Source organism: Vibrio floridensis (genome assembly GCF_021852965.1).
Taxonomy (GTDB): domain Bacteria; phylum Pseudomonadota; class Gammaproteobacteria; order Enterobacterales; family Vibrionaceae; genus Vibrio; species Vibrio floridensis.
In genome coordinates this window covers 294,599-309,171 of record NZ_JAKGCY010000004.1, presented here as the reverse complement: position 1 = coordinate 309,171, position 14,573 = coordinate 294,599, and the positions used below count along the sequence as shown (strand labels likewise).

Annotated in this window: 13 protein-coding genes; 10 read left to right on the top strand and 3 right to left on the bottom strand. The window is 45.8% G+C overall.

All coding sequences use genetic code 11. The annotated features are described in order from the left end of the window. The first annotated feature begins 248 nt into the window (after nucleotides 1-248). From gyrA to LZU85_RS09605, 3 genes are all read left to right on the top strand, one after another. Nucleotides 249-2,960 (top strand): DNA topoisomerase (ATP-hydrolyzing) subunit A, encoded by a 2,712-nt coding sequence (gyrA, locus tag LZU85_RS09615; protein ID WP_237286959.1) that lies wholly within the window; start codon nucleotides 249-251, stop codon nucleotides 2,958-2,960. 146 nt (nucleotides 2,961-3,106) lie between these two features. After that, nucleotides 3,107-3,748, top strand: a complete 642-nt coding sequence (locus LZU85_RS09610; protein ID WP_237286958.1) for a TPR domain-containing protein — start codon at nucleotides 3,107-3,109, stop codon at nucleotides 3,746-3,748. Nucleotides 3,749-4,050: 302 nt separating this feature from the next. Then, on the top strand, nucleotides 4,051-4,281 hold the full coding sequence (locus tag LZU85_RS09605; protein ID WP_206625156.1) for an NrfF protein: 231 nt from the start codon (nucleotides 4,051-4,053) through the stop codon (nucleotides 4,279-4,281). A gap of 63 nt (nucleotides 4,282-4,344) precedes the next feature. On the opposite strand, the gene nrfA is transcribed toward LZU85_RS09605, so the two are convergent. After that, complete coding sequence (nrfA, locus tag LZU85_RS09600; protein ID WP_206625157.1) at nucleotides 4,345-5,769, bottom strand: ammonia-forming nitrite reductase cytochrome c552 subunit; 1,425 nt, start codon at nucleotides 5,767-5,769, stop codon at nucleotides 4,345-4,347. 451 nt (nucleotides 5,770-6,220) lie between these two features. Between nrfA and nrfB the strand changes: the two genes are divergently transcribed. The 7 genes from nrfB (at nucleotide 6,221) to LZU85_RS09565 (ending at nucleotide 11,587) form a co-directional block, all read left to right on the top strand. Continuing rightward, entirely contained in the window at nucleotides 6,221-6,808 is a 588-nt protein-coding gene (nrfB, locus tag LZU85_RS09595; protein ID WP_237286957.1) for a cytochrome c nitrite reductase pentaheme subunit, read from the top strand. Nucleotide 6,809: 1 nt separating this feature from the next. After that, nucleotides 6,810-7,496, top strand: coding sequence for a cytochrome c nitrite reductase Fe-S protein (gene nrfC / locus LZU85_RS09590; RefSeq protein WP_176297213.1), 687 nt, complete (start codon nucleotides 6,810-6,812; stop codon nucleotides 7,494-7,496). Between the two features lies 1 nt (nucleotide 7,497). Beyond that, a complete protein-coding gene (nrfD, locus tag LZU85_RS09585; RefSeq protein ID WP_176297214.1) occupies nucleotides 7,498-8,454 on the top strand; it encodes a cytochrome c nitrite reductase subunit NrfD in 957 nt (318 codons plus the stop codon). A gap of 13 nt (nucleotides 8,455-8,467) precedes the next feature. Further along, nucleotides 8,468-10,387 carry a heme lyase CcmF/NrfE family subunit gene (locus tag LZU85_RS09580; RefSeq protein WP_237286956.1) on the top strand — a complete coding sequence of 640 codons (1,920 nt, stop codon included), beginning with the start codon at nucleotides 8,468-8,470 and terminating at the stop codon, nucleotides 10,385-10,387. Beyond that, complete coding sequence (locus LZU85_RS09575; RefSeq protein WP_237286955.1) at nucleotides 10,368-10,889, top strand: DsbE family thiol:disulfide interchange protein; 522 nt, start codon at nucleotides 10,368-10,370, stop codon at nucleotides 10,887-10,889. The genes LZU85_RS09580 and LZU85_RS09575 overlap by 20 nt, the downstream gene beginning before the upstream one ends. Beyond that, on the top strand, nucleotides 10,870-11,307 hold the full coding sequence (gene nrfF, locus LZU85_RS09570; RefSeq protein WP_176297216.1) for a heme lyase NrfEFG subunit NrfF: 438 nt from the start codon (nucleotides 10,870-10,872) through the stop codon (nucleotides 11,305-11,307). The genes LZU85_RS09575 and nrfF overlap by 20 nt, the downstream gene beginning before the upstream one ends. Before the next feature lie 103 nt (nucleotides 11,308-11,410). Beyond that, nucleotides 11,411-11,587, top strand: a complete 177-nt coding sequence (locus LZU85_RS09565) for a hypothetical protein (protein ID WP_176297217.1) — start codon at nucleotides 11,411-11,413, stop codon at nucleotides 11,585-11,587. A gap of 92 nt (nucleotides 11,588-11,679) precedes the next feature. Here LZU85_RS09565 and LZU85_RS09560 read toward each other — a convergent pair whose 3' ends face one another. Beyond that, nucleotides 11,680-13,443 (bottom strand): SulP family inorganic anion transporter, encoded by a 1,764-nt coding sequence (locus LZU85_RS09560; RefSeq protein ID WP_237286954.1) that lies wholly within the window; start codon nucleotides 13,441-13,443, stop codon nucleotides 11,680-11,682. 90 nt (nucleotides 13,444-13,533) lie between these two features. Then, nucleotides 13,534-14,442: a 1-aminocyclopropane-1-carboxylate deaminase/D-cysteine desulfhydrase gene (locus tag LZU85_RS09555; protein WP_176297219.1), complete on the bottom strand. Its 909-nt coding sequence runs from the start codon at nucleotides 14,440-14,442 to the stop codon at nucleotides 13,534-13,536. Nucleotides 14,443-14,573 lie beyond the last annotated feature (131 nt).

Sequence of the window (14,573 nt, the reverse complement as noted above, 5' to 3'; positions counted from 1 at the left end):
GGCATTATAACGCCTTCACTTTTTTCCTCCATAGAGAAACGACTTTTTGTGCTGAACTGGTCAAAATTACACCCTTTATCAGCAGCATAGACAAAAAATGTGCAATTTCTCTGCGATTGATTCTCAACCGAGGTCACAACCTGATAAAAGGGCGGGGAAAGTGATGCCGAACTAGGGAATTGTGTGTTATATTTTTGCACCTTACACGTATTGTACATACGATCAGAAAATAGAGGGATAATGGCTCTATGAGCGATCTAGCTAAAGAGATCACGCCCGTAAACATTGAAGATGAGCTAAGAGGTTCTTACCTTGACTACGCGATGTCCGTAATCGTGGGTCGTGCTCTTCCGGATGTGCGTGATGGCCTAAAACCAGTACACCGCCGCGTGCTTTACGCGATGAATGTACTAGGCAACGACTGGAATAAACCATATAAAAAATCTGCCCGTGTCGTCGGCGACGTAATCGGTAAATATCACCCTCATGGTGATAGTGCGGTATACGACACCATCGTACGTATGGCACAACCGTTCTCGCTACGTTACATGCTGGTCGATGGCCAAGGTAACTTTGGTTCGATCGATGGTGACTCCGCGGCAGCAATGCGTTATACCGAAGTTCGCATGGCGAAAATCGCCCACGAGCTTTTGGCTGACCTAGATAAAGAAACCGTGGATTATGTACCAAACTATGACGGTACAGAACAGATCCCTGCGGTTCTTCCTACGAAAATTCCAAACCTGCTGGTCAACGGTTCTTCCGGTATCGCAGTAGGTATGGCGACCAACATTCCTCCGCACAACTTGACGGAAGTGATTGATGGCTGCCTTGCATACATCAATAACGAAGCCATCACGATTGATGAGCTGATGGATTACATTCCTGGTCCAGATTTCCCTACGGCTGCTTTGATTAGCGGACGTAAAGGCATTATTGACGCGTACAAAACTGGTCGCGGCAAAATCTACATGCGTTCAAAAGCGGAAATCGAAGTCGAGAAGAATGGCAAAGAAACCATCATCGTTACTGAGATCCCATATCAAGTGAACAAAGCTCGTTTGATCGAAAAGATCGCTGAGCTAGTGAAAGATAAGAAAGTAGAAGGCATCAGTGCACTGCGCGACGAGTCGGACAAAGACGGTATGCGCATTGTGATTGAATGTAAGCGCGACGCAGTGGGTGAAGTGGTTCTAAACAACCTTTACGCCCAAACTCAGCTGCAAACGACTTTCGGCATCAACATGGTTGCGCTTGATAATGGCCAGCCAAAGTTATTCAACTTGAAAGAGATGTTGAAGTGCTTCGTTGATCACCGTCGTGAAGTGGTCACTCGTCGTACTATCTTCGAACTGAAGAAAGCTCGCGATCGTGCCCATATCCTTGAAGCGTTGGCGCTGGCTCTTGCGAACATCGATGAAATCATCGAACTGATCCGCAACGCAGCGACCCCGGCAGAAGCGAAAGCGGGCTTAGTGGCTCGTGGTTGGGATCTTGGCAACGTGGCTGCCATGCTTGAAAGTGCGGGTACAGATGCTGCTCGTCCAGATTGGCTTGAACCTCAATATGGCATCCGTGATGGTCAGTACTTCCTAACGGAAACCCAAGCGCAAGCGATCCTTGATCTACGCCTACATAAACTGACAGGTCTAGAGCACGAGAAGATCCTAGACGAGTACAAAGCGCTATTAGACGAAATCAAAGAGTTGATGCATATCCTTGCAAGCACTGAACGTTTGATGGAAGTGATTCGTGAAGAGCTTCAATCAGTTCGTGATACCTTTGGCGATGTACGTCGTACAGAGATCACCGCTGCGACTCACGATATCGATTTGGAAGAGTTGATCGCTCGTGAAGACGTCGTTGTTACACTGTCTCACGAAGGTTATGTTAAGTATCAAATTCTAAGCGACTACGAAGCACAGCGTCGTGGTGGTAAGGGTAAGAGCGCAACCAAGATGAAAGATGAAGATTACATCGAACGTCTATTGGTCGCGAACACGCACGACAACATTTTGTTGTTCTCAACGCGTGGTAAGACTTACCGCATGAAAGTATACCAATTGCCTCTCGCAAGCCGCACGGCTCGTGGTAAGCCAATTGTGAACCTACTACCGCTGGAAGAAAACGAACGTATTACGGCTATTCTACCGGTAACAGAGTTCAGTGCTGACAAGTTTATCTTCATGGCAACTGGCGATGGTACGGTGAAGAAGACCTCACTTGATCAATTCTCCAACGTTCGTGCAAATGGTCTTATCGCTGTGAACCTACGTGATGAAGATTCGCTGATTGGTGTTGATATCACTGACGGCGAAAGCGAAATCATGCTGTTCTCTAAATTTGGTAAAGTGGTGCGCTTCAAAGAAGCAGAAGAGAGCCCAGTACTGGATGAAAATGGTAACCCAGTTCTTGATGAGAACGGTCAGCCAGAGATCAAGTTCAAAGGCGTGCGTCCTATGGGCCGTACCGCGGCAGGTGTTCGTGGTATGAAACTCGCTGATGGCGATCAAGTTGTGTCACTGATCGTACCGAAGAATGACGGCGATGTCCTTACTGTGACTGAAAACGGTTACGGTAAACGTACTGTGCTTTCAGAGTACCCAACCAAAGGCCGCGGCACTCAGGGTGTTGTGTCTATTAAGGTTTCTGAGCGTAACGGTAGTGTTGTTGGCGCGGTTCAAGTTGAAGACGGTGACGAATTCATGATGATCACGGACGCTGGTACACTAGTACGTACTCGTGTGGCGGAAGTGAGCCAAGTGGGTCGTAACACTCAAGGTGTCACCCTGATCCGTACTGCAGAAGACGAATCGGTTGTGGGCTTACAGCGCATTGATGAAGTTGAAGAAACTGAGTTGCCAGAAGGCGAAGAAGCGGACGCAACGGAAGCGACTGAGCAAGTATCTCAGGCACAAGATCCTCAAGCAGACAACGATGACGCAGCCGAGCAAGAGTAATCTTGCTTAGCAACGACATAACAAAGCCAGATAGTGCAAACTATCTGGCTTTTTTTCATTTTTGTCGATAGGAAGTTGGCAATGGGTCAAAGCAGTTGCTTAAAAAGTTTGCTAAGCTGACCGCTCATTTTCTAAAGGATAATCATATGGATAGCTGGTTAATTATCGCGATAATTATGATGCTGTTTTTTTTGATCAGTATCTGGATGGCGGCCGCGAAATGGGCAGCGAAACAATGGTATTTACTTAGCTTATTAACGATGATCGGCGCTGTAATTACCTATGGTGTACTGCAGAGCCCCCGTCCTGAACCAAAGCCAGAAAATGCGATGTTCAAGAGCATGACGGCAGAGGATTTGATGGCGCAACTGCAAGTTCAATTAAAAGAGAATCCGAATGATGCGGGGTTGTGGTTTCAACTTGGGCAAGGGTATCTGCTCAATAAAGAGTTGGATGCTGCTTTGATCTGTTTCGACTATGCAATACAGCTGACCGAGCACCCTTCCTCTACTCAACTTGCGGCAAAAGCAACCGCATTGTACTACCTTGGATCTCAGCAAATGAGTGGTGAGGTAAGCCTTTTGCTTGAGCAAGCCTTACAACTTGAACCTTACAATGAAGCCGCCTTATCGCTGCTCGCGAATGATCATTTTATCTCTTTTCGTTTTCAGCAAGCGATTGATACATGGACCTATTTGCTGGATTCTAATGATCCTAAATTGGACAGAGAATCGGTTATCCGTTCCATTGATCAAGCCAAGGCATTGATGCAAACTTCAACTCGTTAAGCGTATTGTGGCTAAGCAATACATTAATTAGCGTTGTTCAAGTAAATGTTGCCAAACATGGGATGCGTTTCGGTATTTTTGAAACTGAGTGCTGCCATATGACCATTTTCCTAACCAACTCTGCTATCCTCCTCAGGTAACTCCTTGGCACAAGCGTCAGAAACGTTGTTGTTTGGCTTACTCACTCTAAGCAAAGAGTTTGCTGTGTTTAAACAGATGGCCTGAACGCGAACTGTAACGCTAAGCTGCTAGGGTACTGTTTAAGGTATATATGGAAGTATTCTTATAGGGAGGTGACCAGGATGGAATTACTCTCAACCTATCTTACGATCATTATGGCAATGCTCATTGCTTATCCGTTTGTTTTAGTTGGATTAAAAGCAGCCAGTAACGGATGTGAGGTTACGAAAGTCAAAGTAACCAATCGTTTTAACTATGGATTTTCGTTGATTCTTTTGATTTTCATGATTGCGCATATCCAGACAGAAACTTTTTACGCCGCAGGGTTGCTTGAAATGTTCAAACCAGAATAAGCAACAATCGATAAATAAAAACGTCAGCCTTCAGGCTGACGTTTTTGGTTAATTGTACTTTGGCTAGTATTTAGACTCACGTTCTGCTGCGGCTTTATCCCAGTCAGGCACAACGGTTTTTAAGAAGTGTTGTTTCTCGGCGTTCATTTTCTCCATATCCATACCGAGCGCTTTTTGTGCCGCGGCTTTGCTGGAAATGTCTGGAATTTGAACTGGTTCGGTGATGCCTTTTTTGGCAAGGAGACGAACAAGTTTGGTTCTGGCATCTGCTGCGCGATCCACTGCTGTACCTAACACTTCAAGTGCTACTTCAGGTGCGTGCATATGGACGCCGTGTGATGCGATTGCATAGTCCCAACGCCATTGAGCATGACGAATATCTTGCAAAATCGGCTTCATTTCTTCTTCAGTAGCGCCAGCTTTCCACGCTGCTCCCGCTTCAAAGTGAGCCGCAACGATTTGTTTTTCAGCAGTCAACTTCATGTTTAGTACTTGTGCTTTGCGGGTAGAGACAATCTCACGCAGCTGATCTTTGCTCTGGGTATGGCACTGCGCACAAGTATCTTCGAAACGATCGAAAGGATTACCGACTTTGTGATCAGTGTAGACGGTGCCATCTTCTTTCTTCACTTTTGGCATATGGCAATCAACACAAACCACTTTATTTTTGCCATGAATACCGTCCCGCCAGGTTTCAAAACCGGGGTGCTGCGCTTTTAACATGGGTGCTTTAGAAACCGCATGCGTCCAGTCAGCAAAGCCTAGAGCGTCATAATACTCTTCCATTTGTTGTACGCCAGTACCCATATCCCAAGGGAATTTGACGGCTTTGGTTGGGCCAGTGAAGTAGTATTCAACGTGGCACTGAGCACAAACTGATGCTTGTTTATCTAAGCGAGATTGCTGCTCAAACGGTTTGTTGATCGCTTGGAAAGCGCGTTCTACATAAGGGCGTGTCAGCGCTAGCTCGGGTTCGCCATTTTTGAACTTTTCGCTACGGGTATCGTGACAGTCAGCACAGCCAATAGGGTTAGCAATTTCAGTACCTAAACGAGCCCATTTGCCTTCGAAGTAGCCATCTTCACCACGTTCGTCGATCACACGGGCAACATCTGGGCTCTTACAGCTCCAGCAAGCCATCGGCATTGGGCCTGAGTTTGCATCTTGTGGTGCGCCAGTACGAAGCGTTTGTCTTACATCATCGAGCGCGTAATAGTGACCACGAGCCTTATTGTAATCTTTGGCAAAGCCATAGCCTGCCCAAAGAATCACCATATTCGGGTCTTCTGCTAAGGCATCTTCGATTTCAACGCTTTCGGAAGTTTGTTTCCAGCTGTGATATTGATCGGGGTGATTTTGTTCAAACGCGTCGTTACGCGGATCAACCAGTCCTTTTTCTTCTGCAGAGACTGCAGTGATATTCAGCAATGCTGTCATCACAAGGGCAGTCACTGAGACTGAGGAAGCCATCCAGTGTTTTATGCTCACGGTGTTATCTCCATATTCGTTTTAATTAGCAGCGTTGTGAGTTTGCTATATCCAAATAAGAATTGGAGATCTGATATTTATATTAGGTCAGTAACATTTAGAAAAGAATTGGCGAAAATATATTCATTGTCTTAGATCAATTTAGGCAGGTGACCGCTGTCACGATAAATTCAATATACCCCTAAAGGGGTAGTTCTATTGTTTTTTAACTCAAACAGTTAGCTTAACAACAAAGAGTAAATAGGGTGATTAATATCTCTTTTTAAGCAAATATTAGGTACTACTAAAGAGTAGTAGTTGTATGATTATCTTTAGGTATAGCGTTGTGGCTTTTCCGAAATAAGAATTGATGTCATTTGGAATAATTTTGTTATTTCGAAGGAATTAATTTATCACCAGAGAAATAATTGAAAATGATTCTCAATTATTATTTGGATAAGGAAAGGATAAAATGGGCAATATAAAATTGGCCATAGTCATAATGCTGAAATCTATTCTCGCATTCTCTTTCTATGGCTATTCATTCTCAGCGATAGCAGACACTTCTGTAGCCACAGAAGCCACTGACTCGTCGCGATTCCAAGTCGAACTGATCCGTGACCCTGATTACAAATGCGTTCAATGTCATAAGGACTCGAAGGAAACGTTGTCCGGTTCTCATGGTGAAGATGCGCATAAAATACTCGGCCGAGAAGTGAATTGTACGGAGTGTCACAACAACATTGGACCAGACCATCGAGAGGGCGCCCCCCTTGTTACTAAATACTCTTCTGCGCAATCTAAACAAGGTACGGAAAAAGTGTTCATGGACACCAGTGCTATTCTGAAAGCCAACAGCGCTTGTACCGACTGTCACCAACCTCAGTATCTACAAGCAGATAGCTGGACCCATGATGTGCACGCGAAAAATCTAACTTGCTCGAATTGTCATGATGTTCATGCCAATAAAGCCAAAGTGTTGGGTTTGGAGCGTAAAGAGAAAATTAAGATGTGTGTGGATTGCCACTCTGACTTTAACCAGAAAGAAGAGGAGAGGTAATATGAGTTGTTCAAGACGAAATTTCCTTGCTGGTGGTGGCGCGTTGATCATGACAACGGGCATTGCTGGCACTTCTATGGTGACTGGGCGCTTAGCATTTGCGGAAGAGGATAAGGGCCAAGCAACTCGTTATGGCATGATCCACGACGAGACCGCCTGTATCGGATGTACGGCTTGTACCGATGCCTGCCGAGAAGTGAATAAGGTTCCTGAAGGTGTGAGTCGATTGGAGATCATACGCAGTGAGCCGCACGGTGAGTACCCGAATGTCGATTACCGTTTCACCCGTAAATCTTGCCAACACTGTGAAAACCCACCTTGTGTTTACGTGTGTCCTACCGGTGCGGCGTACAAAGATGAAAAAACCGGCATCGTGGATGTACACAAAGAAAAATGTGTCGGTTGCGGCTATTGCCTTGCCGCGTGTCCCTATCAAGTGCGCTTCTTTAACCCAGTGGATCACTCGGCCGACAAATGCAATTTCTGTCGTGACACCAATTTGGCTCAAGGCAAACTACCCGCCTGTGTGGAATCTTGTCCAACTAAGGCACTGATTTTTGGTGATTTAAATGATCCGCAAAGTGACGTGAATCGAGTATTGACTGACAAGGTCTATTACCGAGATAAAGTGCACTTAGGCACGAAACCCAAATTATTCAAAATCCCACATCAAAAAGGGGAGGTGTAGCATGAACGGATTTGAATCTGCATTCCACTTTGATTCTCTGGTCTGGGACTGGATCATTGCGATCTATCTTTTCCTTGCCGGTATGTCTGCAGGAGCGGTGATGATCACTGTGTACTTAAAACGCAAGGTGATTGTCGGCGATCCAGCACAAAATGGCATCATGAAAGCGATGGCTTGGCTGGCGCCGTTTGGCATCATTTCGGGTTTAACGATCTTGATTTTCCACTTAACCAAACCTCTTGAGTTTTGGAAGATCATGATTTTCTACAATCCAACTTCCGTTATGTCGATGGGGGTTATTCTCTTCCAAGTGTACATGGCTGTGTTGTTTGTTTGGATTGGGATTATCTTTCAGAAAACGATCGTTGATTTTCTCGGTGATAAGTTGACCTTTGTTGATGGCTTGTTGACCTGGTTCAAGCGTTTTGAAAACAGCATCGAGTGGTTCTTAGCCTTTTTGGCGTTAGTGCTCGCAGCTTATACGGGTTTCCTCCTGTCTGCATTGAAAACCTATCCGATGCTCAATAATCCGGTGTTGCCACTGCTGTTTCTTTTCTCCAGTTTGTCTTCAGGCGCTGCCGCGTGTTTGATGTTCGGTATTTTGGTGTTTAAAGAGTCAGTGAAAGATCCAAGTGTCAGTTGGGTACATGGTTTTGAGCGTCCTGTGGTCTTGTTTGAGTTGTTTGTATTGGTCACCTTCTTTACTGGGTTGATCTTTGCGGGTGGACAAGCAGAAATGGCGGCTTGGAATGCTATCTCTGGTGGATTTTGGGCGCAGTGGTTTTGGGTTGGTGTGGTGCTGATTGGTATGTTGCTACCGCTGACACTCAACTGGTTAGTACCAGCCGAAGTGAGGCATAAACATGCTTATATTTTTGTGGTCACGACACTTAGCATGGTTGGCGTTTTGATGCTGCGTACGTTTATTTTGTACGCTGGCCAGATGACGGTTGTCTAATTAAGGAGTATAGATGGAGGCAGAACTGGGCCTAATTTGCCTGATTTTTGCGGCAGTCGGCAGTAGCTTCGCAGTGATATTGCATGCCATGAATCGACTGTTATCGAAGCAAACACCCCTCGCATTAATGTTGGGTTGTGGGTATTTAGTGGCGCTCAGCTCTGCTTTTTCCTTGTTGTATCTGATTCTTGCTTTTGTTGCCGATGATTTCGCATTGGCTTATGTGGCAAGCCATTCCAACAGCCAATTACCCGTGATCTTTAAAATTGCGGCAAGTTGGGGAGGACATCAAGGCTCGATGCTGTTTTGGGTCGTCACCTTAAGTTTGTGGGCTTGCTTGATTCGATCTCGTGATGAGTTCTCATCGCAGTATAAAGCGGATTATATTGCGGTAATGCTCGTGCTTACCGCCATTTTCGCCTGGTTTACTCTGTTAACCTCGAACCCATTCGAGTACGCGCCATCACTGGCCAGTGATGGACGCGATCTCAACCCAATGTTGCAAGATGTTGGGCTCATTTTGCATCCTCCTCTACTGTACCTTGGTTATGTCGGTTTCGCTTCTATCCTAGCGTTGGGCGTAGCGGCGTTGTTACAGCCATCGGCCATCCATCATTGGTTTCAGGCAGGCCGTGACTGGGCGATGGTTGCGTGGGGCTTTCTCACCTTAGGCATTATTGTCGGCTCTTGGTGGGCATACAATGAACTAGGCTGGGGAGGTTGGTGGTTCTGGGATCCGGTTGAAAATGCCTCTTTGCTACCTTGGTTAACAGCAACCGCCTTGTTACACACACTTGTTCAATCAAAGCGGCAAGGTGGGGTCAATAAATCCAGCTATATGCTCGCGTTTTTGACCTTCGGTTTCAGTGTTCTCGGTACTTTTATTGTCCGCTCGGGGATTTTGACATCGGTACATGCGTTTGCCGTGGATCCAACCAAAGGTATTGTTCTTTTGCTGGTCATGGCGTTCATTTTTTTACTCACTTTTGCGTTATTGATCCTCAAAAGTGATCGCATTCGCGCTAAAGGCATTACCCATTGGCTAAGTCGCCAATACCTTACGCTGGTGGCGATGGGATTGTTACTGATCGCAACCAGTACCGTGTTCCTTGGCACCTTCTACCCAATGATTTATGAGCTGCTGCGGCTTGGGAGCATCTCAGTGGGCGCTCCGTATTTCAATACGATGATTGCGCCATTAAGCCTCTTAGGGCTGCTAGCAATGGGGTGGGGGCCGCTACTAAAATGGCAGCAAGGCCTGTTTCAGCGCCGCAAACGCGTTTTGACGGAGTTTGTGGTCTCCGCTGTACTCGGTGCCATGCTCTATGTGCTGCAAGTGCAGGTATGGGTGCCAATGACTTTGTTGTTCTGGTGTGTTACGACCTGGGTGATTGCCAGCCACTTTCGGTTATTGTTTGTTATGCCACCAACGAAGAGGCGACAAAAACTGCCAATGGTGCTTGCTCATATTGGTATTGCATTGGTGTGCCTGGGCGCGATGATGAATGCCCAACATTCGTTTGAACGAAATGTTCGTGTGGAACCTAACTCGTACCATCAGTTCGATGGCTTTTCCATTCGTTATCAGGGTATTGACTGGTCCATTGGACCAAACTATACCGCAGAGCGAGCGTCGGTCTCACTCATCCTTGCCGATAGGCAATTTCAATTGTTGCCTGAAAGACGGCATTATCCGGTGAGGGTTATGAACATGACAGAGCCCGCTATCAAGTCTTTTTGGCATGGAGATTACTACCTGACTCTGGGTGAGAAAGTCGGGCCCAAAGCCTATGCGTTGAAGATCCAATACCGTGCTTACATTTGGTGGATCTGGCTAGGCGGTTTGATGGTTGTTGCTGCGGTGGCCACTGCATTGCAGCCAGTTCAGCAACGCGTTAGGGTGGAGCGCTACTGTGAACAACAAAGTTATTAAGTTGCTTGTATTGGTGAGCATTGTCGGTATCGTTACGTTTACCGCCGTATTGGGCATTGAACGACAAAATGCTGGTCACACAACGCCTGCCACTGTGATTCCCTTGCCCAATATTGACGCAAAAGATCTTTTTTCGGCGAATACGATCACAACGCAAGATCTTATTTCCGAAAAATACCGTGTGATGAACGTTTGGGCATCTTGGTGTGGGATTTGTCGAGATGAGCATAGGTTTATTATGTCGCTTAAACAGCAGGGTATTGACGTGATTGGCTTAAATTATCGTGATAATAAGCGAGAAGCGTTGGACTATTTGGAAAGTGAAGGTAACCCTTATTCCAAGGTGATTTATGATCCAAACGGGATCGTCTCAATCGATTTTGGCGTGATTGGCACTCCGGAAACCTACTTAATAAACCCTAATGGGGAAATAATGATCAAATTTCGAGGTAAATTAGATCAAAAACAGTGGAATAAACATTTTGCTACGTATTTTAAATAGAACGTTATTATCGACATGGATTGTCTTATTCATTGCTTTTGTCTCTTTCTCTAGTCAGGCACAGAACGAGAATACAAGCTCTAATCACGTTGATTTGTTTCAGTTTCATAGTGTCGAGCTGCAAGAGAGAGCAATACGTTTATCCAAGGAATTGCGCTGCCCCCAATGCCAGAATCAGAATCTGCTTGAGTCGAATGCGCAAGTGGCGCGAGATCTGCGTTTTATTGTGTATCGCCAAATAAATGATGGGAAAAGCGATCAAGAAGTGGTGGACTTTATGACCAGCCGATATGGCAATATGGTGTTATATAATCCGCCAATAAATAGCAGTACATTATTACTTTGGATCTTTCCTGTCGTTATTTTGATCATTTTCTTTGTTATTTCGATCCGAAATATTCACACAAAAAGAATGTGACAATTATTCCATAATAAGCAATTAATTGTGCAATTATCATGCAAGCTGTTATCATTTTTGAAAATTATATGAATTAATCGCGAGATACTGATAGGTAATCAGAGTGGATACAATTAAGACGCAATTAAAAAAGGATTTTTATTCGCAAATTTATTCACTGCAATCAAGTGCAGCGTCTCACACCACGTCAACCTTGGCGCTTTTGACTGAAGAGGAAATCAGCGAGCTAGAAGCGATTTGGATAGAGCTCGTCGTGTGGAAGAAAAGCCAAACGCATTGATTGATATAGCGATTTATCTGGAACCCCAAACTGTGTTTGGGGTTTTTCATTTGTGTGCCAAGGTGAGTTAAATCGGAAGTCTTGTCTTTGTATTAAGCGACTTCCGGAATAGGTTTAGGTGGTTCTTCCAGATCGGGTTCTCTTTGCACGTTTGGAACTTGTCCTTCACCTACAGCACTGAGATAGCAGCCACTGAGTTTTATCGCAAGGTACATATCGGCACGCAGTAAAATACCCCCTTCAGTGGTACTGATCCCGGACACCTCACACCATTGACGAAGGCTTCGTTTTCGGCCGGCGAGTATTAAACGTATGCCTCGCTTTTTCAAAGTTTCATGAACGTCCGAGAGTGTGGCCATCACACTTAAATCCAAGTGGGTAAAGCTCGATACCGCGTCTACAACAACACACCCGATATCTTTGCTGTGCTCGGTGTGCTCAAGAAGACGACGCTTGAAATAGGGGGCGTTAAAGTAGGTGAGTGGCGAGTTGAAACGATATATCACCATTCCGGGAATTGGAGAGGCTTTTCCTGTGCTGTCTACTGTTCGAATGGTGCCTTCTTCATCAAGGCCAAGGAGTTGATCGCTCGGGCGCATAACGATACGCAAAAATTGGAAGAGACCCAATAGCACTGCCAAAGTAATGCCGGGAATCACGCCAACCACCAACACTGAAACAAAGGTGATCGCCGCGAGGTAAAAAGCGTCTTTATCACGTTTCCGTAACGTCCAAATACCTTTCAAATCCAGTAGGGATAGCGAAGCGATAATCAAAACAACGCCGAGTGAAGCTATAGGAATGAACTGCAACGGCTGATAGATAAACACTGCGATGATCGCAATGGTAATCGCTGCAATGATTGACACCAACTGAGACTTACCGCCGTTTGCGTCGTTCACTGCAGTACGAGAATCCGCGCCACTGATGGCAAAACCTTGTGAAAATGCGGAAGCGAGATTGGCAAACCCCAACGCGCGAAACTCTTTATCGGCATCGATATCATAGCCATTCTTGGCGGCGAAACTTCGTGCTGTCAACATCATACTCACAAAGCTGACCATGGCGAGGTTGAGCGCAGGTACGACCAACTCACGCGTGACGCCGAGATCGAACTCGGGTGTTTGAAAGTTAGGAAATCCACCTTGGGTGATCCCCACCACTGATACGCCTATTTCTTGTAGACGCAGTAACCATACTGATGCCGTGGTAACCAAAATTGCCAACATAGCAGCAGGCCATGCTGGCTTGAATTTTTTGGTCAGTAAGTAGACCACCACAGTTGCAAGGCTGAGGAGTAACGTTGGCCAATGCAAATCTGCGAGACGCTGGGGCGCTTCCCATAAACGCTCCAGTAGGTAACGCTGCTCATATTTCCAGCCGACGACTTTCGCAAACTGGCCAACAATAATGGTTAAGGCGACACCGTTGAGCAGGCCGAGCAAAATGGGGCGAGAGAGAAAGTCCGCGAGGATGCCAAGTTTCAGACGGCTGGCCAAAACACACCAAATTCCCGTCATCGCCGTCATGGTCATAACCAATTGCCAGTGTTTCGTCGGGTCACCAGCAGCGAGAGGTGTCACCACCGCTGCAATCACCGCACAAGTGGCAGCGTCAGGGCCGACAATGAGCTGTTTAGACGTGCCCATCAAAGCGTAAACCAGCATAGGTAGAACACAGGAGTAAAGTCCCACAATAGCAGAGACGCCTGTTAATTGTGCGTAAGCGATCGCAACGGGAAGCGCGACGGCAACAACGGAAAAGGCTGAGCGAATGTCATCGACTAGCCACTCTTTCTGGTACTGTTTCAGTGAGACAAATCCAGGAAACCACTGCGAAAATAATATTTTTGCCAACGAGATGCCCTAATGAGATGGGGTTAAGTTGCTGTAAAGTATACAGCGTATTTTTGTAACATTTGTGAGTAATTTGAGGGGCATCTCTGTTTAATTACCGTTTGGTGGGAATTTACGTTGATAACGAGGCAGCATCGATTCATTGCCAAGCAATCCGCCTTGATGGACATAGAGTAACGTTTTATCTGGATGTTGTTCTAACCAAGGCAAAAGGCAGCGCCACATTAATGGATCATAAAGCAGATCAAATTCGATATCTGTCTGCTTGAGCAGCGATTGCCAGATCTCATAGTCTGCTTGGTAGAGTTTTCCAAAATGGTGCTTGTTTGTTGGTGTAAGAATAGTGGGATGATCTGGTTCACCGAGTTCGGCAAATTGTGACGTTAAGTACTCGTCGCCACCGACACACGCACAGGTGACAACATCGATGTTATGCGGTTTGAGGTACTTGTGCAGATACAAGGCGGTCGTACCCGTACCTGAGGGTAATGCTACGGCAAATTGTTGCTTGGGTTCAAAGCGAGACCAAGCCAACAGCTCAAGGGCAAGTTGTTTAATGCCTTCCTCTGCCAACGCAAAGCGCCCACCTTCAGGCACAACGTAACAGTGTGGATCAGGCTTACGAACATGATCAATGTAGTCGCGAGGATGAAACGTTGGCGCAAGCTTAGAGACTTCGATGATCTTAGCACCCAGCTCCAATGCACCGCGATAGTTGCCTTGTGGGCGTTCTATGAGCCATTCAGGAAGATGATCAACATAAAACTCGAGTTGCCACTTTTTAATGCGAGCGAGTGCTGCGAGGGAATACAGGGAGTTGGCTTGGGCAGAGCCGTAACTGATCAATGTATTGACATGAGGTAAATCCATGCATAATAACTGCATGAATTTTCGGGCCTTATTACCCGTGAAATGAGAATGCAACAAGTCATCGCGTTTTAGATAAAAGGTATGACCCGCGTAGCAATGTTGAGTAATAGGACTGTTATCAATATTCATAACGTGTGATGTTATTGACTTAAAAGAAAATAACTAAAAAATATAAGTTGGAAAATAAACCGATGCGATTTTAAGCGTTAGAGAAAAAAGTCTCAACACTAAGACGAAAGAGATAGGGATACTTCATCGGC